Below are 21,394 nucleotides of genomic sequence, written 5' to 3' on the forward strand. Positions count from 1 at the left end.
TCAATAACCCATCAACAAAAAGCCACCTTCATTTTTGATTCGATAAAATATGGCGCTAGAATAGAGTGATTCATTAATCTTCATAAGAAAAAGCTATGGAAAATTATCAGATCGACAATCTCGACCGCGGCATTCTGGAGGCCTTAATGGCTAATGCCCGCACCGCCTATGCCGAACTGGCAAAACAGTTTGGCGTCAGCCCGGGAACCATTCACGTTCGCGTAGAAAAGATGAAACAGGCAGGGATCATTACCGGTGCGCGCATTGACGTCAGCCCTAAGCAGCTGGGTTACGACGTCTGCTGCTTCATCGGCATCATTCTTAAAAGCGCCAAAGACTACCCTTCTGCCCTGGCGAAACTGAACGCGCTGGATGAAGTCACCGAGGCGTACTACACCACCGGGCACTACAGCATCTTTATTAAAGTTATGTGCCGATCCATCGACGCGCTCCAGCAGGTACTTATCAACAAGATCCAAACAATAGATGAAATTCAGTCCACCGAGACCCTGATCTCCTTGCAAAACCCGATCATGCGTACCATCCGCCCGTGATCGGGCAAATTCATTCCCACATTTTCCACAGGTAGATCCCAGCTCGTTCACAGCGTACAATGGCCCTCTCTTTATCTGAGCGAGCGATCAATGGCGGACATTACCCTTATCAGCGGCAGCACCCTTGGTGGTGCGGAATACGTAGCGGAACATCTGGCTGAAAAGCTGGAAGAGGCGGGCTTTTCCACGGAAACCCTGCACGGCCCGTTGCTTGAAGATCTCCCGACTGACGGGGTCTGGCTGCTGATCACCTCCACGCACGGCGCGGGGGATCTGCCGGATAATCTGCAACCTTTATATGACGAACTGCTGGAACAGCAGCCCGACCTGTCAAACGTCCGTTTTGGCGCAGTGGGGATCGGCAGTCGTGAATATGACACCTTTTGCGGGGCAATAGAGAAAGTCGAAGCCGCTGTGACCTCCTGCGGAGCAAAACAGCTGGGTGAAACGCTCAAGATCAACATCCTCGATCATGACATTCCGGAGGATCCAGCCGAGATCTGGCTCGCGGAATGGAAAAATTTACTCAAAAATGATTAAAGATCGCGCGAACAGATGTGGATAACTCTGGTTAAAAGCTCGTATTAACCCGTAGTTATCCAAATAACAACCGTAGCGCAGTTTTTGGCCTGTGTATAAAGTCGCGATCTGATCCCAGCTTATACGGTCCAGGATCACCGATCATTCACAGCAAACGATCCTTTCTAACTGCATGATCTTCTTTATGAGATCGGACTTATCCACACAGGTTCGCGATCCTAATAAGAGATCACAATAGAACAGATCTCTAAATAAAAAGATCTTCTTTTTAATAGCCCAGGATCCCAATGCTTTCTCGAAAGACTAAAGTTGAGTAGAATCCACGGCCCGGGCTTCAATCCATTTTCATACCGCTTTACGCGAGGCAGACCACCATGTTTTATCAGGATCCTTTTGACGTCATCATCATTGGCGGGGGTCACGCAGGCACTGAGGCCGCAATGGCCGCAGCGCGAATGGGTCAGCAGACCCTGCTTTTGACACACAATATCGACACGCTGGGACAAATGTCCTGTAATCCGGCGATTGGCGGCATTGGGAAAGGACACCTGGTAAAAGAAGTGGATGCACTTGGCGGCCTGATGGCGAAAGCGATCGATCGGGCCGGCATCCAGTTTAGGATACTAAACGCGAGTAAAGGTCCCGCTGTGCGTGCGACCCGTGCTCAGGCAGACCGCGTACTTTACCGTCAGGCGGTGCGTACCGCCCTGGAGAATCAGCCGAACCTGATGATCTTCCAGCAGGCGGTTGAAGATCTAATCGTTGAGAACGATCGCGTCGTGGGTGCCGTGACTCAGATGGGCCTCAAATTCCGCGCCAAAGCAGTGGTGCTGACCGTGGGTACATTCCTTGACGGTAAAATTCATATCGGTCTGGATAACTACAGCGGCGGCCGTGCTGGCGATCCGCCGTCTATACCATTGTCTCGCCGTCTGCGAGAACTGCCGCTGCGCGTTAGCCGCCTGAAAACCGGTACGCCGCCGCGTATTGATGCGCGCACCATTGATTTCAGCGTGCTGGCGCAACAGCACGGTGATAACCCAATGCCGGTCTTCTCGTTCATGGGCAATGCGGCACAGCATCCGCAGCAGGTGCCGTGCTATATCACGCATACCAACGAGAAAACCCACGACGTGATCCGCAATAACCTCGATCGCAGCCCCATGTACGCCGGCGTGATCGAAGGGATCGGTCCGCGCTACTGCCCGTCGATCGAGGACAAAGTGATGCGCTTCGCCGATCGCAACCAGCACCAGATCTTCCTGGAGCCGGAAGGGCTGACCTCGAACGAAATTTACCCGAACGGCATCTCCACCAGCCTGCCGTTTGACGTGCAGATGCAAATTGTTCGCTCAATGCAGGGCATGGAGAACGCAAAAATCGTTCGCCCTGGCTACGCTATTGAGTACGATTTCTTCGATCCGCGTGACCTGAAGCCAACCCTGGAGAGCAAATTCGTCCACGGTCTGTTCTTTGCGGGTCAGATTAACGGCACCACCGGCTACGAAGAAGCGGCTGCGCAGGGCCTGCTTGCCGGTCTGAACGCCGCGCGCTTCTCTGCTGAGAAAGAGGGCTGGGCACCCGGCCGTTCTCAGGCGTATCTGGGCGTGCTGGTTGACGATCTCTGCACGCTGGGTACCAAAGAACCGTACCGTATGTTTACCTCTCGCGCGGAATATCGCCTGATGCTGCGTGAAGATAACGCCGACCTGCGTTTGACCGAAATCGGCCGCGAGCTGGGTCTGGTCGATGACGAACGCTGGGCGCGCTTTAACGAGAAGCTGGAGCGCATTGAACAGGAACGTCAGCGCCTGAAAACCACCTGGGTGAATCCGCAGGCGGAAACCGCTGCCGAAGTAAACGCTCACTTAACCGCGCCGCTGTCGCGCGAGGCCAGCGGTGAAGATTTGTTGCGCCGTCCTGAAGTCACCTACGAGAACCTGGTCAAACTGACTGCGTTCGCGCCGGGCCTGGAAGATGCTGAAGCGGCAGAGCAGGTTGAGATCCAGGTTAAGTACGAAGGTTACATCGCGCGTCAGCAGGATGAGATCGAAAAACAGCAGCGTAACGAAAACACGCTGCTGCCGGAAATGCTGGACTACCGCCAGGTGACTGGCCTTTCCAACGAAGTGATCGCCAAGCTGAACGATCACAAACCGGTCTCGATCGGCCAAGCCTCACGTATCTCCGGCGTCACGCCTGCAGCGATTTCCATTCTGCTGGTGTGGCTGAAAAAGCAGGGCATGCTGCGCCGTAGCGCGTAAGGCCCGGAATATTGCCCGGTGGCGCAGCGCTTACCGGGCCTACTGAACCCGTAGGGCGGGTAAGCCAAGTGCCACCCGCCACCTAAGTTTTCCAACAGGTATTCACCGTGCTCAACAAACTCTCTCGTCTGCTGGATCAGGCAGGTATTTCGCTCACCGATCACCAGAAAAATCAGCTGGTGGCCTATGTCGATATGCTGAACAAATGGAATAAAGCGTACAACCTGACGTCTGTTCGCGACCCCAACGAGATGCTCGTTCGCCACATTCTCGACAGCATCGTGGTTGCCCCTTATCTGAAAGGTGAGCGTTTTATCGACGTGGGGACGGGCCCTGGTCTGCCGGGCATTCCGCTGTCGATTGTTCGCCCTGAGAGCCATTTCACGCTTCTGGACAGTCTTGGCAAGCGTGTGCGCTTTTTACGTCAGGTACAGCATGAGCTGAAGCTTGAAAATATTACGCCCGTGCAGAGCAGGGTAGAGGCGTTCCCGGCAGAGCCGCCGTTTGACGGGGTTATCAGCCGCGCATTTGCGTCGCTCAATGATATGGTGAGCTGGTGCAAGCACTTACCTGCTGAGAATGGTCGCTTTTATGCGCTAAAAGGGCAGTTGCCAGGCGATGAGATTGAACAGATTCCGGACGGTTTTGCTGTTGAATCCATCGAGAAATTAAACATTCCTCAGCTCGATGGCGAACGTCATCTGGTGATAATTAAGCCAAACAATTTTTAAAAAATTAATAAAAAATGTGGAATTTGTGCTGTTCTTCGCATGTTAAAAAGCAGCACAACTACAGGGGATTTACTGGTGAGCTTTTAACCTCGTTTTCACTAAGGTTTTTCTTCTGGTTAACCTGGCGACTATTCTTCCCTTGGAAGATAGTCATCTGTGAAAATATAAGTCTGCTAAAAGTGGAAAGCAGTAACCAGAACGCAATGTTAATTATTTATTAAGAATGTCAATAAAACGTTTTTATTGTGTACCGGGCTGTTTTGAAAATAGTTGCGACATTTTGCTTTTAATTTCATAAAGATAAATTTCTGCGATTTGCGCCTTTGATAAATACAACCTTATCGCAAATGTGTGTTTTGTGATCTCGTGCACGCTTTATCGACAACGTTTTCGCGCTGTTTGCAGTTTTGGTCGAAGGTTGGTGCTTTGCTCGAAAGTTAAAAAATAGCGGTGGGGAAAAATATTTAAACATTTATTCACCTTTTCGCTACTTAATGTTTGAAATCACGGGTGCGCACCGTATAATTTGACCGCTTTTTGATGCTTGACTCTGAGCCTTAAAGGACGTTTTATACGACACGCGGCATACCTCGAAGGGAGCAGGAGTAAAAACGTGATGTCTGTGTCGCTCTTGAGTAGAAACGTTGCTCGTAAGCTTCTGTTCATTCAGTTTCTGGCTGTGATAGCAAGTGGACTGCTGTTTAGCCTCAAAGACCCCTTCTGGGGCATCTCCGCCGTGTGCGGGGGTTTGGCGGTTGTGCTGCCAAACGTGTTGTTTATGATTTTTGCCTGGCGTCATCAGGCGCATACACCCGCCAAAGGCCGCGTGGCCTGGTCCTTCGCTCTCGGCGAAGTGTGTAAGGTGTTGCTGACCTTTGCTCTACTGGTGATGGCGCTGGCGGTTTTGAAAGTGGTCTTCATGCCGCTGATAGCAACGTGGGTTTTGGTGCTGGTGGTACAAGTTCTGGCTCCAGCTGTAATCAATAACAAAGGGTAAAAGGCATCATGGCTTCAGAAAATATGACGCCGCAGGATTACATAGGTCACCATCTGAATAACCTTCAGTTGGACCTGCGTACATTCTCGCTGGTGGATCCACATAACCCCCCGGTCACCTTCTGGACGATCAACATCGACTCCATGTTCTTCTCGGTGGTTTTGGGTCTTCTGTTCCTGGCCATGTTCCGCGGTGTTGCTAAACGAGCGACCAGCGGTGTACCAGGGAAATTCCAGACCTTCATCGAAATGATCATCGGCTTCGTCCATGGCAGCGTCAAAGACATGTACCATGGCAAGAGCAAGCTGATTGCTCCGCTGGCCCTGACCGTGTTCGTTTGGGTCTTCCTGATGAACCTGATGGACCTGCTGCCAATCGATCTGCTGCCGTTTATCGGTGAGCACATTTTCGGCCTGCCAGCGCTGCGTGTTGTACCGTCTGCGGACGTGAACATCACCCTGTCGATGGCGCTGGGCGTATTTATCCTGATTCTTTTCTACAGCATCAAAATGAAAGGCGTAAGCGGCTTTGTGAAAGAGCTTACCTTGCAGCCGTTCAACCACTGGGCGTTTATTCCGGTCAACCTGATCCTGGAAGGCGTTAGCCTGCTGTCCAAACCTGTTTCACTGGGTCTGCGACTGTTCGGCAACATGTATGCGGGTGAGCTGATTTTCATTCTGATCGCGGGTCTTCTGCCGTGGTGGTCACAGTGGGTTCTGAATGTGCCGTGGGCCATTTTCCACATCCTGATCATTACGCTGCAAGCCTTTATCTTCATGGTTCTGACGATCGTCTATCTGTCGATGGCGTCTGAAGAGCACTGATTTTTTACCAACACTACTACGTTTTAATTGAAACAAACTGGAGACTGTCATGGAAAACCTGAATATGGATCTGCTGTACATGGCTGCCGCTGTGATGATGGGTCTGGCGGCTATCGGTGCTGCGATCGGTATCGGCATCCTCGGGGGCAAATTCCTGGAAGGCGCAGCGCGTCAACCTGATCTGATTCCTCTGCTGCGTACTCAGTTCTTTATCGTTATGGGTCTGGTGGATGCTATCCCAATGATCGCTGTAGGTCTGGGTCTGTACGTGATGTTTGCTGTCGCGTAGTAGTAGTTTTAAAACCCTAAGCCACAGATATTAAAGAGGTATTGTGCTGTGAACATGAACGCAACAATCCTCGGCCAGGCCATCGCGTTTATTCTCTTTGTCTGGTTCTGCATGAAGTATGTATGGCCGCCTTTAATGGCTGCCATCGAAAAACGTCAGAAAGAAATTGCTGACGGTCTGGCTTCTGCAGAACGCGCTAAGAAAGATTTGGACCTTGCACAGGCCAACGCGACAGACCAGCTGAAAAAAGCGAAAGCGGAAGCTCAGGTTATCATCGAACAGGCTAACAAACGCCGTTCGCAGATCCTGGACGAAGCCAAAGCTGAAGCAGAACAGGAACGTACTAAGATCGTGACACAGGCTCAGGCAGAAATTGATGCTGAGCGTAAACGTGCTCGTGAAGAACTGCGTAAGCAGGTTGCGATTCTGGCTGTTGCTGGCGCCGAGAAGATCATCGAACGTTCCGTGGATGAAGCTGCTAACAGCGACATCGTGGACAAACTTGTCGCTGAACTGTAAGGAGGGAGGGGCTGATGTCTGAATTTGTTACGGTAGCTCGCCCCTACGCCAAAGCAGCTTTTGACTTTGCTGTCGAACACCAAAATGTCGATCGCTGGCAGGATATGCTGGCGTTTGCCGCTGAGGTGACGAAAAACGAACAAATGGCTGAGTTGCTTTCCGGTGCGTTAGCACCTGAAACTCTCGCCGCGTCGTTTATCGCCGTGTGCGGAGAGCAACTGGATGCCAACGGCCAGAACCTGATTAAGGTGATGGCAGAAAATGGTCGTCTCCGTGTGCTCCCGGATGTTCTCGAGCAGTTTGAGCACTTACGTGCCCTTAGTGAAGCAACCGCTGAAGTCGAAGTGACTTCTGCGACTGAACTGAGTAATGAACAGCTTGCGAAAATCACCGCCGCGATGGAAAAACGTCTGTCACGCAAAGTTAAGCTGAATTGCAAAATCGATAAGTCTGTAATGGCAGGCGTAATCATCCGTTCGGGTGATATGGTCATTGATGGCAGCGTACGCGGCCGTCTTGAACGCCTTGCAGACGTCTTGCAGTCTTAAGGGGACTGGAGCATGCAACTGAATTCCACCGAAATCAGCGAACTGATCAAGCAGCGCATTGCTCAGTTCAGTGTTGTGAGTGAAGCTCACAACGAAGGTACTATTGTTTCTGTAAGTGACGGTGTTATCCGCATCCACGGCCTGGCCGATTGTATGCAGGGTGAGATGATTTCCCTGCCGGGTAACCGTTACGCTATCGCACTGAACCTGGAGCGCGACTCCGTAGGTGCAGTTGTGATGGGTCCATACGCTGACCTCGCCGAAGGCATGAAGGTTAAGTGTACTGGCCGTATTCTGGAAGTGCCGGTTGGCCGTGGCCTGCTGGGTCGCGTTGTTAACACCCTGGGTGCGCCAATCGACGGTAAAGGTCCGGTTGAGCACGATGGCTTCTCTCCAATCGAAGTTATCGCACCAGGTGTTATCGACCGTCAGTCCGTAGATCAGCCTGTTCAGACAGGCTATAAGTCCGTTGATGCCATGATCCCAATCGGTCGTGGTCAGCGTGAACTGATCATCGGTGACCGTCAGACCGGTAAAACCGCGATGGCTATCGACGCCATCATCAACCAGCGTGACTCCGGCATCAAATGCGTGTACGTGGCCATCGGCCAGAAAGCGTCCACCATTTCTAACGTGGTTCGTAAACTGGAAGAGCATGGCGCACTGTCTAACACCATCGTTGTGGTAGCGACCGCGTCTGAATCTGCTGCACTGCAATACCTGGCGCCATACGCCGGTTGCGCAATGGGCGAATACTTCCGTGACCGCGGTGAAGATGCGCTGATCGTATACGATGACCTGTCTAAACAGGCTGTTGCTTATCGTCAGGTTTCCCTGCTGCTCCGTCGTCCACCTGGACGTGAAGCGTTCCCTGGCGACGTATTCTACCTCCACTCTCGTCTGCTGGAGCGTGCTTCCCGCGTTAACGCGGAATACGTCGAGAACTTCACCAAAGGTGAAGTGAAGGGTAAAACGGGCTCTCTGACCGCTCTGCCGATCATTGAAACCCAGGCGGGTGACGTTTCTGCGTTCGTTCCGACCAACGTAATCTCTATTACCGATGGTCAGATCTTCCTGGAAACCAACCTGTTTAACTCCGGTATTCGTCCGGCAGTTAACCCGGGTATCTCCGTATCCCGTGTTGGTGGTGCTGCTCAGACCAAGATCATCAAGAAACTGTCCGGTGGTATCCGTACCGCGCTGGCACAGTATCGTGAACTGGCTGCGTTCTCTCAGTTCGCATCCGATCTGGACGAAGCAACCCGTAAACAGCTGAGCCACGGTCAGAAAGTGACCGAGCTGCTGAAGCAAAAACAGTACGCACCAATGTCTGTTGCTCAGCAGGGCCTGGTACTGTTCGCGGCTGAACGCGGTTACCTCGAAGATGTGGAACTGGCGAAAATCGGTAGCTTCGAAGCCGCTCTGCTGGCTTACGTCGACCGTGATCACGCTCCGCTGATGCAAGAGATCAACCAGACCGGTGGCTATAACGACGAAATCGAAGGCAAGCTGAAAGCTATCCTCGATTCCTTCAAAGCAACCCAATCCTGGTAATCGTCCGGCGGCTTGTCTCAGGACAAGCCGCCTGGCATTGAGGAGAAGCTCATGGCCGGCGCAAAAGAGATACGTAGTAAGATCGCAAGCGTCCAGAACACGCAAAAGATCACTAAAGCGATGGAGATGGTCGCCGCTTCCAAAATGCGTAAATCGCAGGATCGCATGGCGGCCAGCCGTCCTTATGCAGAAACCATGCGCAAAGTGATTGGTCACCTTGCAAACGGTAATCTGGAATATAAGCACCCTTACCTGGAAGAACGCGACGTTAAGCGCGTGGGCTACCTGGTGGTGTCGACCGACCGTGGTCTGTGTGGCGGCTTGAACATTAACCTGTTCAAAAAACTGCTGGCGGATATGAAAGCATGGTCTGAAAAAGGCGTTCAGTGCGATATCGCAATGATCGGCTCTAAAGGCGTCTCTTTCTTTAACTCCGTTGGTGGCAACATTGTCGCTCAGGTGACCGGTATGGGTGATAACCCGTCCCTGTCCGAACTGATCGGCCCGGTTAAAGTGATGTTGCAGGCTTATGATGAAGGCCGTCTGGACAGACTGTACGTTGTCAGCAACAAATTCATTAACACCATGTCTCAGGTTCCAACGCTCACTCAGATGCTGCCGTTACCGGCATCAGAAGATGGCGAGCTGAAGCAAAAAACCTGGGATTACCTGTATGAACCCGATCCGAAACCGCTGCTGGATACCCTGCTGCGTCGTTACGTTGAATCTCAGGTTTATCAGGGCGTTGTAGAAAACCTGGCCAGCGAGCAGGCCGCACGAATGGTGGCGATGAAAGCCGCGACCGATAATGGCGGCAGCCTGATTAAAGAGCTGCAGTTGGTTTACAACAAAGCTCGTCAGGCCAGCATTACTCAGGAACTCACCGAGATCGTCTCGGGGGCCGCCGCGGTTTAACCAGGTTTACGAATTACGTAGAGGATTCAAGATGGCTACTGGAAAGATTGTCCAGGTAATCGGCGCCGTGGTGGACGTCGAGTTCCCTCAGGACGCCGTACCACGCGTGTACGACGCGCTTGAGGTACAGAATGGTAACGAGAGCCTGGTGCTGGAAGTTCAGCAGCAGCTCGGCGGCGGTATCGTGCGTACCATCGCGATGGGTTCTTCCGACGGTCTGCGTCGTGGTCTGGAAGTAAAAGACCTTGAGCACCCGATCGAAGTCCCGGTAGGTAAAGCAACACTGGGTCGTATCATGAACGTATTGGGTCAGCCAATCGACATGAAAGGCGACATCGGTGAAGAAGAGCGTTGGGCTATCCACCGCGCGGCACCTTCCTACGAAGAGCTGTCCAGCTCTCAGGAACTGCTGGAAACCGGTATCAAAGTTATCGACCTGATGTGTCCATTTGCGAAGGGCGGTAAAGTTGGTCTGTTCGGTGGTGCGGGTGTAGGTAAAACCGTAAACATGATGGAGCTGATCCGTAACATCGCAATCGAGCACTCCGGTTACTCTGTGTTTGCGGGTGTAGGTGAACGTACTCGTGAGGGTAACGACTTCTACCACGAAATGACCGACTCCAACGTTCTGGACAAAGTATCCCTGGTTTACGGCCAGATGAACGAGCCACCTGGAAACCGTCTGCGCGTTGCGCTGACCGGCCTGACAATGGCTGAGAAGTTCCGTGACGAAGGCCGTGACGTTCTGCTGTTCGTTGATAACATCTATCGTTACACCCTGGCCGGTACGGAAGTATCTGCACTGCTGGGTCGTATGCCTTCAGCGGTAGGCTACCAGCCTACGCTGGCGGAAGAGATGGGTGTTCTTCAGGAACGTATCACCTCTACCAAAACCGGTTCTATCACCTCCGTTCAGGCGGTATACGTACCTGCGGATGACTTGACTGACCCATCTCCAGCAACCACCTTTGCGCACTTAGATGCAACCGTGGTACTGAGCCGTCAGATCGCGTCTCTGGGTATCTACCCGGCCGTTGACCCGCTGGACTCCACCAGCCGTCAGCTGGATCCACTGGTTGTTGGTCAGGAGCACTACGACACCGCGCGTGGCGTACAGTCTCTTCTGCAGCGTTACCAGGAACTGAAAGACATCATCGCCATCCTGGGTATGGATGAACTGTCTGAAGAAGACAAACTGGTGGTAGCACGTGCGCGTAAGATCCAGCGCTTCCTGTCCCAGCCGTTCTTCGTTGCGGAAGTATTCACCGGTTCTCCAGGTAAATACGTTTCCCTGAAAGACACCATCCGTGGCTTTAAAGGCATCATGGAAGGCGAATACGATCACCTGCCAGAGCAGGCGTTCTACATGGTTGGTTCCATCGAAGAAGCTGTGGAAAAAGCCAAAAAACTTTAACGCCTTAATCGGAGGGTGATATGGCAATGACTTACCACCTGGACGTCGTCAGCGCAGAGCAACAAATGTTCTCTGGTCTGGTCGAGAAAATCCAGGTAACGGGTAGTGAAGGTGAACTGGGTATTTTCCCGGGTCACGCACCGCTGCTCACCGCCATTAAGCCTGGTATGATCCGCATCGTTAAACAGTTCGGTCACGAAGAGTTTATCTATCTGTCCGGCGGCATTCTTGAAGTGCAGCCTGGCAGTGTGACCGTTCTGGCCGATACCGCTATTCGTGGCCAGGATCTCGACGAAGCGCGAGCCCTGGAGTCGAAGCGTAAGGCTGAAGAGCACATTAACAGCTCTCATGGTGACGTGGATTACGCTCAGGCGTCTGCGGAGCTGGCCAAAGCGATCGCGAAACTGCGCGTTATCGAGTTGACCAAAAAAGCGATGTAACACCGGCTTGAAAAGCACAAAAGCCAGTCTGGATACCAGGCTGGCTTTTTTTTTCGGCCTTAATTCATGATGAAAAAGATGTAGAATTTTAAGCATCAAACGTTTTTACTTCACACTCAAACTACCGTCAGGATGCGTATGTCAAACAGTGCGATGAGCGTGGTGATCCTTGCCGCAGGCAAAGGGACCCGCATGTATTCCGATCTGCCTAAAGTGCTTCACACGCTTGCTGGAAAGCCAATGGTGCAGCATGTCATTGATGCAGCGAATGAACTGGGTGCCAATCAGGTCCACCTGGTCTACGGCCACGGCGGCGATCTTCTTAAAAAGACGCTGAGCGACGACAAGCTCAACTGGGTGCTTCAGGCCGAACAGCTGGGCACAGGTCATGCGATGCAGCAGGCAGCACCGTTCTTTGCGGATGACGAAGACATTTTGATGCTCTACGGCGATGTCCCGCTGATCTCCGTTGAAACCCTGACTCGCCTGCGTGAAGCCAAACCGCAGGGCGGCATCGGTTTATTAACCGTCGTGCTGGACGATCCAACCGGTTATGGCCGTATCACCCGTGAAAACGGTAACGTCACGGGTATTGTTGAGCACAAAGATGCCAGCGATGAACAGCGCCAGATTCAGGAGATCAACACCGGTATCCTGATTGCCAATGGCGCGGATATGAAGCGCTGGCTGTCCAGACTCGACAACAACAACGCGCAGGGTGAATTCTACATCACCGACATCATTGCGATGGCGTATCAGGAAGGACGTGAGATTGCGGCGGTTCATCCGGCGCGTATTAGCGAAACCGAAGGGGTGAATAACCGCCTTCAGCTTTCCCGTCTGGAGCGTGTTTATCAGTCCGAGCAGGCTGAAAAACTGCTTCTGGCAGGTGTGATGCTGCGCGATCCGGCGCGTTTCGATCTGCGTGGTTCGTTATCTCACGGTCGTGACGTTGAAATTGATACTAACGTTATCCTCGAGGGTAATGTGACGCTGGGCAACCGCGTCAAAATCGGTGCCGGCTGCGTGATTAAAAACAGCATTATCGGTGACGACTGCGAAATCAGCCCGTACAGCGTGGTGGAAGATGCCCGTCTGGACGTGGCCTGTACCATCGGCCCGTTTGCGCGCCTGCGCCCGGGCGCAGAGCTGCTGGAAGGCGCTCACGTGGGTAACTTCGTGGAAATGAAAAAAGCGCGTCTGGGTAAAGGCTCGAAAGCCGGTCATCTGACCTATCTGGGCGACGCGGAAATTGGCAATAACGTGAATATTGGTGCAGGGACCATTACCTGTAACTATGACGGCGCGAATAAATTTAAAACCATCATCGGTGATGATGTGTTCGTTGGCTCCGATACGCAGCTGGTGGCACCTGTTACCGTGGGTAACGGGGTGACCATTGCAGCCGGAACAACCGTAACGCGCGATGTGGCCGAGAACGAGCTGGTGTTAAGCCGCGTTCCGCAGATTAGCAAGCAGGGCTGGCAACGCCCGGTGAAGAAAAAGTAATGGATTTACCCCTCTCCCCAAAGGAGAGAGGGGATCGTTCGGTGCAGTGTTTTTCTCCCTCGCCCCTTTGGGAAGAGGGCTGGGGTGAGGGGATAATATAATCCTCCCCCCACAAGCAGTACCCATAAAAATAACCCCACTCTCTACAAGGCTCGGGGCGCCCGGAAAGGGCAAATACAGGTCAGCGACAACGCAGGCATAATGCCTAAATTCGGAATATAAATTATGTGTGGAATTGTTGGCGCAGTTGCGCAGCGTGATATTGCTGAAATCCTTCTCGAAGGTTTACGTCGTCTGGAATACCGTGGTTACGACTCTGCCGGTCTGGCTGTCGTGGATGCAGAAGGTCATATGACCCGTCTGCGTCGTCTTGGTAAAGTGCAGATGCTGGCCCTGGCCGCGGAAGAACATCCGCTGCACGGGGGAACCGGGATTGCGCACACCCGCTGGGCGACGCACGGCGAACCGTCTGAAGGTAACGCGCACCCGCATGTGTCTGAACACATCGTGGTTGTGCACAACGGCATTATCGAAAACCACGAACCGCTGCGCGAAGAACTGAAAGCGCGCGGCTACACCTTCGTCTCTGAAACTGACACCGAAGTGATTGCTCACCTGGTGCACTGGGAGCTGGAGCAGGGCGGTACACTGCGTGATGCGGTGCTCCGTGCTATCCCTCAGCTGCGCGGTGCGTACGGTACGGTGATCATGGATTCCCGCGATCCGTCAACGCTTCTGGCCGCGCGTTCCGGTAGCCCGATGGTTATCGGTCTGGGCATGGGTGAAAACTTTATCGCCTCTGACCAGCTGGCACTCCTGCCGGTTACCCGTCGCTTTATCTTCCTCGAAGAGGGTGATATTGCGGAAGTGACCCGTCGCAGCGTGACCGTCTTCGATACTAAAGGCGAGCAGGTGAAGCGTCAGGAGATCGAATCGAATCTGCAGTACGACGCGGGCGACAAAGGCGCTTACCGTCACTACATGCAGAAAGAGATTTACGAGCAGCCAAACGCCATCAAAAACACCCTGACCGGGCGCATTAGCCACGGTGAAGTGGATCTGAGCGAGCTGGGCGCAAACGCGAACGAACTGCTAAGCAAGGTCGAGCATATTCAGATCGTGGCCTGCGGCACCTCCTACAACTCCGGTATGGTTTCTCGCTACTGGTTTGAATCCCTGGCGGGCGTGCCGTGCGATGTGGAAATCGCGTCTGAATTCCGCTATCGCAAATCTGCGGTACGTCGTAACAGCCTGATGATCACCCTTTCCCAGTCCGGCGAAACGGCGGATACGCTCGCAGCGCTGCGTCTGTCTAAAGAGCTGGGTTACCTGGGCTCTCTGGCCATCTGTAACGTCCCGGGCTCCTCGCTGGTGCGTGAATCCGATCTGGCGCTGATGACTAAAGCGGGCACCGAAATCGGCGTGGCTTCAACCAAAGCGTTTACCACGCAGCTGACCGTTCTGCTGATGCTGGTGGCGAAGCTGGCGCGCCTGAAAGGCGAAGATGCGTCCGTTGAGCATGACATCGTTCATGGTCTGCAGGCGCTGCCAAGCCGTATTGAGCAGATGCTGTCTCAGGACAAACGCATCGAAGCGCTGGCGGAAGATTTCTCTGACAAACATCACGCCCTGTTCCTGGGTCGTGGCGATCAGTATCCGATTGCGCTTGAAGGCGCACTGAAGCTGAAAGAGATCTCCTACATTCACGCTGAAGCCTATGCGGCAGGCGAGCTGAAACACGGCCCGCTGGCGCTGATTGACGCGGATATGCCGGTCATAGTTGTGGCACCAAACAACGAACTGCTGGAAAAACTGAAGTCTAACATCGAAGAAGTGCGTGCCCGTGGCGGTGTTCTGTACGTCTTCGCCGACAAAGATGCCGGTTTTGTCAGCAACGACAACATGCACATCATCGAGATGCCGCATGTGGAAGAGGTGATTGCACCGATCTTCTATACCGTTCCGCTGCAGCTGCTGGCTTACCATGTGGCGCTGATCAAAGGCACCGACGTTGACCAGCCGCGTAACCTGGCGAAATCAGTTACCGTAGAATAATCCCTTCAGGCTCCACCCTCGGGTGGAGCTTTTTTATCCCGCCCGGTTTGTTTTTAATCAATCCTGTCTCGTTTTTAATAATGACAATTTGTCATCTTCAGCTACTTTTTTCAGTGTCACATAAAGAAAATATTTCTGAAAACGTATTGTCATAAAAGTGGCTAACACGATGAAAATTAAGCTTTATTGTGCGGTATTTTAAGTGAAATTTTCATTGTCATAAAACTGTCATAATTCGTACATTTATCTGTCACCTGTTTGTCCTATTTTGCTCATCGTAGCCACTAAACAACGATTTACGAAAATCTTGCAGGAGACATTATGAAAGTTATGCGTACCACTGTCGCAACTGTTGTCGCCGCGACCTTATCTCTGAGCGCGTTCTCTGTATTTGCAGAAGCAAGCCTGACTGGCGCTGGTGCAACCTTCCCTGCGCCGGTGTATGCCAAATGGGCGGATACCTACCAGAAAGAAACCGGTAACAAGGTTAACTATCAGGGTATCGGCTCCTCCGGTGGCGTGAAACAAATTACCGCGAACACGGTTGATTTCGGCGCGTCTGACGCTCCGCTGTCTGATGATAAGCTGGCTCAGGAAGGCCTGTTCCAGTTCCCTACCGTGATCGGTGGCGTGGTCCTGGCCATCAACCTGCCGGGCGTGAAGTCGGGCGAGCTGGTGCTGGACGGCAAAACGCTGGGTGACATCTACCTGGGCAAAATCAAAAAATGGGATGACGAAGCGATCGCCAAACTCAACCCAGGCCTGAAGCTGCCTTCTCAGAACATCGCCGTGGTTCGCCGCGCGGATGGTTCCGGCACCTCTTTCGTGTTCACCAGCTACCTGGCAAAAGTGAACGAAGAGTGGAAATCTAAAGTCGGCTCCGGCTCTACCGTTAACTGGCCTACCGGTCTGGGTGGTAAAGGTAACGACGGTATCGCCGCGTTCGTACAGCGTCTGCCTGGCTCCATCGGCTACGTAGAGTATGCGTACGCGAAGCAGAATAACCTGTCCTACACCAAACTGGTTTCTGCCGACGGCAAACCGGTTAGCCCGACCGAAGAGAACTTTGCTAACGCTGCCAAAGGCGCTGACTGGAGCAAATCCTTCGCTCAGGATCTGACTAACCAGAAGGGCGAAGGTGCATGGCCAATCACCTCTACCACCTTCATCCTGGTGCACAAAGAGCAGAAGAAACCTGAGCAGGGCGCTGAAGTGCTGAAGTTCTTCGACTGGGCATACAAAAACGGCGGCAAACAGGCTAACGCTCTGGATTACGCCACCCTGCCGGACAACGTGGTTGAGCAGATTCGTGCTGCATGGAAAACCAACGTGAAAGACAGCAGCGGTAAAGCGCTGTACTAACAGGATATATTTAACGAAGATGGCGGGTGGCGCTGCGCTTACCCGCCCTACGGTTTAGGCTGTAGGCCCGGTAAGCGTCAGCGCCACCGGGCATATTCGTAAAAACGTCTCAAACAGAAGAGTAATTTATGGCTGCAACCAAGCCTGCATTTAACCCTCCGGGTAAAAAAGGTGACATGATTTTCAGCGCGCTGGTCAAACTGGCTGCGCTGATTGTGCTATTGCTGCTGGGCGGCATTATCGTGTCTCTGATTTTCTCCTCATGGCCGAGCATCCAGAAATTCGGTTTCTCCTTCCTGTGGACCAAAGAGTGGGACGCGCCGAACGACATCTACGGTGCTCTGGTGCCGATTTACGGCACGCTGGTAACCTCGTTCATCGCCCTGCTGATTGCGGTTCCGGTAAGCTTTGGTATTGCCCTGTTCCTGACGGAGCTGGCGCCAGGCTGGCTGCGTCGTCCACTGGGTATTGCCATCGAACTGCTGGCAGCTATTCCGAGTATCGTCTACGGCATGTGGGGCCTGTTCATCTTTGCCCCGCTGTTCGCTACATATTTCCAGGAACCGGTGGGTAATGTCCTTTCTGCCATTCCGTTTGTGGGGGCCCTGTTCTCTGGCCCGGCTTTCGGTATCGGCATTCTGGCGGCAGGTGTGATCCTCGCCATCATGATAATTCCGTACATTGCGGCGGTCATGCGTGATGTGTTCGAACAAACGCCGGTGATGATGAAAGAGTCGGCCTACGGCATCGGCTGCACCACCTGGGAAGTAATCTGGCGCATTGTCCTTCCGTTCACCAAAAATGGGGTGATCGGGGGCGTGATGCTGGGCTTAGGTCGTGCGCTGGGTGAAACCATGGCGGTCACCTTTATCATCGGTAACACCTACCAGCTCGACAGCGCGTCGCTCTATATGCCGGGTAACAGTATTACCTCGGCGCTGGCGAATGAATTTGCGGAAGCGGAATCCGGGCTGCACGTGGCGGCGCTGATGGAGCTGGGTCTGATTCTGTTCGTTATTACCTTCATTGTTCTGGCGATTTCCAAGCTGATGATTATGCGCCTCGCTAAAAATGAGGGAGCACGCTAATGGCTACTCTCGAAATGCAAGCTACCGCTGAACTGGCGGAATCCCGCCGCAAGATGCAGGCCAGACGCCGCATGAAAAACCGCATTGCCCTGACGCTCTCAATGGCGACGATGGCATTCGGCCTGTTCTGGCTGGTCTGGATCCTCTTCTCGACAATCGTTCGTGGGATTGACGGAATGTCACTCTCGCTGTTCACCGAAATGACGCCGCCGCCGAACACGGCGGGCGGTGGCCTGGCGAATGCGCTGGCCGGCAGCGGGTTGCTGATCCTCTGGGCGACGGTCTTCGGCACGCCGCTGGGCATCATGGCGGGCATTTACCTGGCAGAATACGGTCGTAAATCCTGGCTGGCGGAAGTGATTCGCTTCATTAACGATATTTTGCTGTCAGCCCCGTCTATCGTGGTGGGCCTGTTCGTTTACACCGTTGTTGTAGCGCAGATGGAACACTTCTCCGGCTGGGCGGGTGTGATTGCCCTGGCGCTGCTGCAGGTGCCGATTGTGATTCGAACCACCGAGAACATGCTGAAACTGGTGCCGGACAGCCTGCGTGAAGCGGCTTATGCACTGGGTACGCCGAAATGGAAGATGATCTCTGCAATTACGCTGAAGGCGTCCGTATCCGGGATCATGACCGGTATCCTGCTGGCGGTTGCGCGTATCGCGGGTGAAACGGCGCCGCTGCTGTTTACGTCCCTCTCCAACCAGTTCTGGAGCACGGACATGATGCAGCCGATCGCCAACCTGCCGGTGACGATCTTTAAATTTGCGATGAGCCCATTCGCGGAATGGCAGCAGCTGGCCTGGGCCGGGGTGCTGATCATTACCCTTTGCGTACTGTTGCTGAACATTCTGGCGCGCGTCATTTTCGCGAAGAAGAAACACGGTTAATTTTTTACGGCGCGGCAGCTCGCGGCGCCGAATGAGGAAATGAGTCAATGAGTATGGTTGATACTGCCCCGGGTAAGATTCAGGTTCGTGATTTGAACTTCTACTACGGCAAATTCCATGCCCTGAAGAACATCAACCTGGATATCGCGAAGAACCAGGTCACGGCATTTATCGGTCCGTCCGGCTGTGGGAAATCCACGCTGCTGCGTACCTTTAACAAAATGTATTCGCTCTATCCGGAGCAGCGCGCTGAAGGGGAAATCATCCTCGATGGCGAAAATATTCTGACCCAGGCTCAGGATATCGCCCTGCTGCGCGCCAAAGTGGGGATGGTGTTCCAGAAACCCACGCCGTTCCCGATGTCCATTTATGACAACATCGCCTTTGGCGTTCGCCTGTTTGAAAAGCTCTCCCGCGCCGATATGGACGAGCGCGTGCAGTGGGCTTTGACCAAGGCCGCATTATGGAACGAAACCAAAGATAAGTTGCACCAGAGCGGTTACTCTCTCTCCGGTGGTCAGCAGCAGCGTCTGTGCATTGCGCGCGGTATTGCGATTCGCCCGGAAGTGTTGCTGCTGGATGAGCCGTGTTCAGCGCTGGACCCGATCTCAACCGGTCGTATTGAAGAACTGATCACCGAGCTGAAGCAGGATTACACCGTGGTTATCGTGACCCATAACATGCAGCAGGCTGCACGTTGCTCCGATCACACGGCGTTTATGTACCTGGGTGAATTGATTGAGTTCAGCAACACGGACGATCTCTTCACTAAGCCCGCGAAGAAACAAACCGAAGATTATATTACTGGCCGCTACGGTTGATTTGCCTTAGTGCATGTGGAGAAACCATGGACAACCTCAATCTTAATAAACACATTTCCGGCCAGTTCAACGCAGAGCTGGAAAGCATTCGCACCCAGGTGATGACCATGGGCGGTATGGTCGAGCAGCAGCTTTCTGATGCGATTACGGCGATGCACAACCAGGACAGCGAGCTGGCGAAACGCGTCATTGAAGGCGACAAAAACGTCAACATGATGGAAGTCGCTATCGACGAGGCCTGCGTGCGCATTATCGCGAAACGTCAGCCGACGGCGAGCGACCTGCGTCTGGTGATGGCCATTATCAAAACCATCGCCGAGCTGGAACGTATTGGCGACGTTGCGGATAAAATCTGCCGCACCGCGCTGGAGAAGTTCTCTCAGCAGCACCAGCCGCTGCTGGTGAGCCTGGAGTCGCTGGGCCGCCACACCGTGCAGATGCTTCACGACGTACTGGATGCCTTTGCGCGAATGGATCTTGACGAAGCGGTGCGTATCTACCGTGAAGACAAAAAGGTCGATCAGGAGTATGAAGGCATCGTGCGTCAGCTGATGACCTACATGATGGAAGATTCCCGTACGATCCCAAGCGTACTGACCGCCCTGTTCTGCGCGCGCTCCATCGAGCGTATCGGCGACCGCTGCCAGAACATTTGCGAATACATTTTCTACTTCGTGAAAGGTCAGGACTTCCGTCACGTGGGCGGCGACGAGCTGGACAAGCTGCTGGCGGGTAAAGATCCGAAAGAGTAATCCTGTCATCTGATAACAACGCCGGTACTCACCGGCGTTGTTATTTCTAGTGTAATCACAATTTTCCCCTTCATCCGTTGCCTGACGTTCGAAACGCGCTAACGTGAGACGAAAAAAACAGCAAAGGATGGGATATGAAAAATTCATTAGCGTGCCTGGCGATGGCCATCAGCATCGGGATCGGTACTGGAACAGACGTTATTGCCGCACCGTTGCCGGTCACACCTGACCAGACTACCCCGGTCAGCCACTATGTGACCCAGGTTAATGCGGATAAAAGCATTACGTTTCGCCTGTTTGCACCCGGCGCAACGCGAGTCTCCGTGGTGACGGGGTCAATGCCTGAAAGCCAGGTTTCCCATGATATGACGAAAGAGAAAAATGGCGTCTGGTCATGGAAAAGCGAGCCGATGGCCCCGAATCTCTACGAATATTATTTCGACATCGATGGTTTCCGTTCAGTCGACACGGGAAGCCGCTATCAAAAACCTCAGCGGCAGGTGAACACCAGCCTGATTCTGGTTCCGGGCAGTATTCTCGACGATCGCGCCGTACCGCATGGCGATCTCACCACCCTGACCTGGCACTCGCCGTCGCTCAAGTCAGAGCGCCGCGTCTATGTATGGACTCCCCCTGGCTACAACGGCACAGGGGAACCCTTACCGGTTCTCTACTTCTACCATGGTTTTGGGGATACCGGGCTCTCGGCCATCGACCAGGGTCGTCTGCCTCAAATCATGGATAACCTGATGGCCGAGGGGAAAATCAAACCGATGCTGGTGGTGGTACCCGACACCGAGACGGAGAGCGCTGAGGCCATCCCCGAGAACTTCCCACCGGCAGAACGACGGAAGTCTTTCTACCCGCTTAATGCGAAAGCCGCAGACCGTGAACTGATGAGCGAAATTATTCCTCTGGTGGATACACGCTTCAACGTGCGTAAAGATGCTGACGGCCGGGCGCTGGCGGGGTTGTCACAGGGCGGTTATCAGGCGCTGGTCTCCGGGATGAATCATCTGGAGAGCTTCGGCTGGCTGGGAACGTTCAGCGGCGTTACCACGACAACCGTGCCTGACGAAGGCGTGGCCGCACGCTTTAAGCAGCCTGAGGCCATTAATCGGCAGCTGCATAACTTCACCGTCGTTGTGGGAGAGCGCGATTCGGTGACCGGCAAAGATATCGCCGGTCTGAAAGCGGAGCTGGAAAAACAGGGCATCAAATTCGACTATAAAATGTACCCTGGTCTGAATCACGAAATGGACGTCTGGCGTCCGGCCTATGCAGAGTTTGTTCAAAAGCTCTTCAGATAAACCTGTCGCCCTCCCTGA

21 protein-coding genes are annotated in these 21,394 nt (G+C 53.4%); all 21 read left to right on the top strand.

Translation table 11 applies throughout. The features are described from left to right. The first annotated feature begins 95 nt into the window (after nucleotides 1-95). Complete coding sequence (gene asnC, locus USH94_RS12995; protein ID WP_008500198.1) at nucleotides 96-554, top strand: transcriptional regulator AsnC; 459 nt, start codon at nucleotides 96-98, stop codon at nucleotides 552-554. A 90-nt stretch (nucleotides 555-644) separates the two neighbouring features. Then, entirely contained in the window at nucleotides 645-1,094 is a 450-nt protein-coding gene (mioC, locus tag USH94_RS13000) for an FMN-binding protein MioC (protein ID WP_008500197.1), read from the top strand. A gap of 374 nt (nucleotides 1,095-1,468) precedes the next feature. After that, complete coding sequence (gene mnmG, locus USH94_RS13005; protein WP_111964230.1) at nucleotides 1,469-3,358, top strand: tRNA uridine-5-carboxymethylaminomethyl(34) synthesis enzyme MnmG; 1,890 nt, start codon at nucleotides 1,469-1,471, stop codon at nucleotides 3,356-3,358. Nucleotides 3,359-3,465: 107 nt separating this feature from the next. Continuing rightward, a complete protein-coding gene (rsmG, locus tag USH94_RS13010) occupies nucleotides 3,466-4,089 on the top strand; it encodes a 16S rRNA (guanine(527)-N(7))-methyltransferase RsmG (protein ID WP_111964231.1) in 624 nt (207 codons plus the stop codon). A gap of 616 nt (nucleotides 4,090-4,705) precedes the next feature. Beyond that, complete coding sequence (gene atpI / locus USH94_RS13015) at nucleotides 4,706-5,086, top strand: F0F1 ATP synthase subunit I (protein ID WP_008500194.1); 381 nt, start codon at nucleotides 4,706-4,708, stop codon at nucleotides 5,084-5,086. 8 nt (nucleotides 5,087-5,094) lie between these two features. Further along, nucleotides 5,095-5,910 (top strand): F0F1 ATP synthase subunit A, encoded by an 816-nt coding sequence (atpB, locus tag USH94_RS13020; RefSeq protein WP_111964232.1) that lies wholly within the window; start codon nucleotides 5,095-5,097, stop codon nucleotides 5,908-5,910. A 49-nt stretch (nucleotides 5,911-5,959) separates the two neighbouring features. Further along, nucleotides 5,960-6,199 carry a F0F1 ATP synthase subunit C gene (atpE, locus tag USH94_RS13025; protein WP_000429386.1) on the top strand — a complete coding sequence of 80 codons (240 nt, stop codon included), beginning with the start codon at nucleotides 5,960-5,962 and terminating at the stop codon, nucleotides 6,197-6,199. 48 nt (nucleotides 6,200-6,247) lie between these two features. Next, nucleotides 6,248-6,718: a F0F1 ATP synthase subunit B gene (gene atpF, locus USH94_RS13030; protein WP_014072436.1), complete on the top strand. Its 471-nt coding sequence runs from the start codon at nucleotides 6,248-6,250 to the stop codon at nucleotides 6,716-6,718. Between the two features lie 14 nt (nucleotides 6,719-6,732). Next, nucleotides 6,733-7,266, top strand: a complete 534-nt coding sequence (gene atpH, locus USH94_RS13035) for a F0F1 ATP synthase subunit delta (protein WP_023309790.1) — start codon at nucleotides 6,733-6,735, stop codon at nucleotides 7,264-7,266. A gap of 12 nt (nucleotides 7,267-7,278) precedes the next feature. Beyond that, nucleotides 7,279-8,820: a F0F1 ATP synthase subunit alpha gene (gene atpA / locus USH94_RS13040; RefSeq protein ID WP_006808751.1), complete on the top strand. Its 1,542-nt coding sequence runs from the start codon at nucleotides 7,279-7,281 to the stop codon at nucleotides 8,818-8,820. Between the two features lie 51 nt (nucleotides 8,821-8,871). Beyond that, nucleotides 8,872-9,735: a F0F1 ATP synthase subunit gamma gene (gene atpG / locus USH94_RS13045; protein WP_024907886.1), complete on the top strand. Its 864-nt coding sequence runs from the start codon at nucleotides 8,872-8,874 to the stop codon at nucleotides 9,733-9,735. A gap of 31 nt (nucleotides 9,736-9,766) precedes the next feature. Then, on the top strand, nucleotides 9,767-11,149 hold the full coding sequence (gene atpD, locus USH94_RS13050) for a F0F1 ATP synthase subunit beta (protein WP_003862362.1): 1,383 nt from the start codon (nucleotides 9,767-9,769) through the stop codon (nucleotides 11,147-11,149). 20 nt (nucleotides 11,150-11,169) lie between these two features. Continuing rightward, a complete protein-coding gene (locus USH94_RS13055; protein WP_003862360.1) occupies nucleotides 11,170-11,589 on the top strand; it encodes a F0F1 ATP synthase subunit epsilon in 420 nt (139 codons plus the stop codon). Between the two features lie 138 nt (nucleotides 11,590-11,727). Further along, nucleotides 11,728-13,098 carry a bifunctional UDP-N-acetylglucosamine diphosphorylase/glucosamine-1-phosphate N-acetyltransferase GlmU gene (glmU, locus tag USH94_RS13060; RefSeq protein ID WP_111964233.1) on the top strand — a complete coding sequence of 457 codons (1,371 nt, stop codon included), beginning with the start codon at nucleotides 11,728-11,730 and terminating at the stop codon, nucleotides 13,096-13,098. Between the two features lie 225 nt (nucleotides 13,099-13,323). Beyond that, nucleotides 13,324-15,153 carry a glutamine--fructose-6-phosphate transaminase (isomerizing) gene (gene glmS, locus USH94_RS13065; RefSeq protein WP_111964234.1) on the top strand — a complete coding sequence of 610 codons (1,830 nt, stop codon included), beginning with the start codon at nucleotides 13,324-13,326 and terminating at the stop codon, nucleotides 15,151-15,153. A 321-nt stretch (nucleotides 15,154-15,474) separates the two neighbouring features. Beyond that, nucleotides 15,475-16,515, top strand: a complete 1,041-nt coding sequence (gene pstS / locus USH94_RS13070; protein WP_008500186.1) for a phosphate ABC transporter substrate-binding protein PstS — start codon at nucleotides 15,475-15,477, stop codon at nucleotides 16,513-16,515. Between the two features lie 128 nt (nucleotides 16,516-16,643). Beyond that, entirely contained in the window at nucleotides 16,644-17,603 is a 960-nt protein-coding gene (gene pstC, locus USH94_RS13075) for a phosphate ABC transporter permease PstC (RefSeq protein ID WP_023309793.1), read from the top strand. After that, a complete protein-coding gene (gene pstA, locus USH94_RS13080; protein WP_111964235.1) occupies nucleotides 17,603-18,493 on the top strand; it encodes a phosphate ABC transporter permease PstA in 891 nt (296 codons plus the stop codon). The genes pstC and pstA overlap by 1 nt, the downstream gene beginning before the upstream one ends. A 47-nt stretch (nucleotides 18,494-18,540) precedes the next feature. Then, nucleotides 18,541-19,314, top strand: coding sequence for a phosphate ABC transporter ATP-binding protein PstB (gene pstB / locus USH94_RS13085; RefSeq protein ID WP_008500183.1), 774 nt, complete (start codon nucleotides 18,541-18,543; stop codon nucleotides 19,312-19,314). Between the two features lie 26 nt (nucleotides 19,315-19,340). After that, complete coding sequence (phoU, locus tag USH94_RS13090) at nucleotides 19,341-20,066, top strand: phosphate signaling complex protein PhoU (RefSeq protein WP_008500182.1); 726 nt, start codon at nucleotides 19,341-19,343, stop codon at nucleotides 20,064-20,066. 161 nt (nucleotides 20,067-20,227) lie between these two features. Then, the gene (locus USH94_RS13095; protein ID WP_111964358.1) at nucleotides 20,228-21,376 is read left to right on the top strand and encodes an esterase; all 1,149 of its coding nucleotides are present in this window, start codon (nucleotides 20,228-20,230) and stop codon (nucleotides 21,374-21,376) included. Nucleotides 21,377-21,394 lie beyond the last annotated feature (18 nt).

The organism is Enterobacter sp. 148H3 (assembly GCF_034107425.1).
GTDB classification, from domain to species: domain Bacteria; phylum Pseudomonadota; class Gammaproteobacteria; order Enterobacterales; family Enterobacteriaceae; genus Enterobacter; species Enterobacter vonholyi.

Excerpts from the sequence above, each read along its gene's own strand:
- pstC (WP_023309793.1), top strand. The coding sequence starts at position 16,644 with ATGGCTGCAACCAAGCCTGCATTTAACCCTCCGGGTAAAAAAGGTGAC.
- glmU (WP_111964233.1), top strand. The coding sequence starts at position 11,728 with ATGTCAAACAGTGCGATGAGCGTGGTGATCCTTGCCGCAGGCAAAGGG.
- pstB (WP_008500183.1), top strand. The coding sequence starts at position 18,541 with ATGAGTATGGTTGATACTGCCCCGGGTAAGATTCAGGTTCGTGATTTG.
- USH94_RS13095 (WP_111964358.1), top strand. The coding sequence starts at position 20,228 with ATGGCCATCAGCATCGGGATCGGTACTGGAACAGACGTTATTGCCGCA.
- mioC (WP_008500197.1), top strand. The coding sequence starts at position 645 with ATGGCGGACATTACCCTTATCAGCGGCAGCACCCTTGGTGGTGCGGAA.
- glmS (WP_111964234.1), top strand. The coding sequence starts at position 13,324 with ATGTGTGGAATTGTTGGCGCAGTTGCGCAGCGTGATATTGCTGAAATC.
- pstA (WP_111964235.1), top strand. The coding sequence starts at position 17,603 with ATGGCTACTCTCGAAATGCAAGCTACCGCTGAACTGGCGGAATCCCGC.
- atpI (WP_008500194.1), top strand. The coding sequence starts at position 4,706 with ATGTCTGTGTCGCTCTTGAGTAGAAACGTTGCTCGTAAGCTTCTGTTC.
- phoU (WP_008500182.1), top strand. The coding sequence starts at position 19,341 with ATGGACAACCTCAATCTTAATAAACACATTTCCGGCCAGTTCAACGCA.
- atpH (WP_023309790.1), top strand. The coding sequence starts at position 6,733 with ATGTCTGAATTTGTTACGGTAGCTCGCCCCTACGCCAAAGCAGCTTTT.
- atpA (WP_006808751.1), top strand. The coding sequence starts at position 7,279 with ATGCAACTGAATTCCACCGAAATCAGCGAACTGATCAAGCAGCGCATT.
- pstS (WP_008500186.1), top strand. The coding sequence starts at position 15,475 with ATGAAAGTTATGCGTACCACTGTCGCAACTGTTGTCGCCGCGACCTTA.
- mnmG (WP_111964230.1), top strand. The coding sequence starts at position 1,469 with ATGTTTTATCAGGATCCTTTTGACGTCATCATCATTGGCGGGGGTCAC.
- atpB (WP_111964232.1), top strand. The coding sequence starts at position 5,095 with ATGGCTTCAGAAAATATGACGCCGCAGGATTACATAGGTCACCATCTG.
- atpE (WP_000429386.1), top strand. The coding sequence starts at position 5,960 with ATGGAAAACCTGAATATGGATCTGCTGTACATGGCTGCCGCTGTGATG.
- USH94_RS13055 (WP_003862360.1), top strand. The coding sequence starts at position 11,170 with ATGGCAATGACTTACCACCTGGACGTCGTCAGCGCAGAGCAACAAATG.
- atpG (WP_024907886.1), top strand. The coding sequence starts at position 8,872 with ATGGCCGGCGCAAAAGAGATACGTAGTAAGATCGCAAGCGTCCAGAAC.
- atpD (WP_003862362.1), top strand. The coding sequence starts at position 9,767 with ATGGCTACTGGAAAGATTGTCCAGGTAATCGGCGCCGTGGTGGACGTC.
- asnC (WP_008500198.1), top strand. The coding sequence starts at position 96 with ATGGAAAATTATCAGATCGACAATCTCGACCGCGGCATTCTGGAGGCC.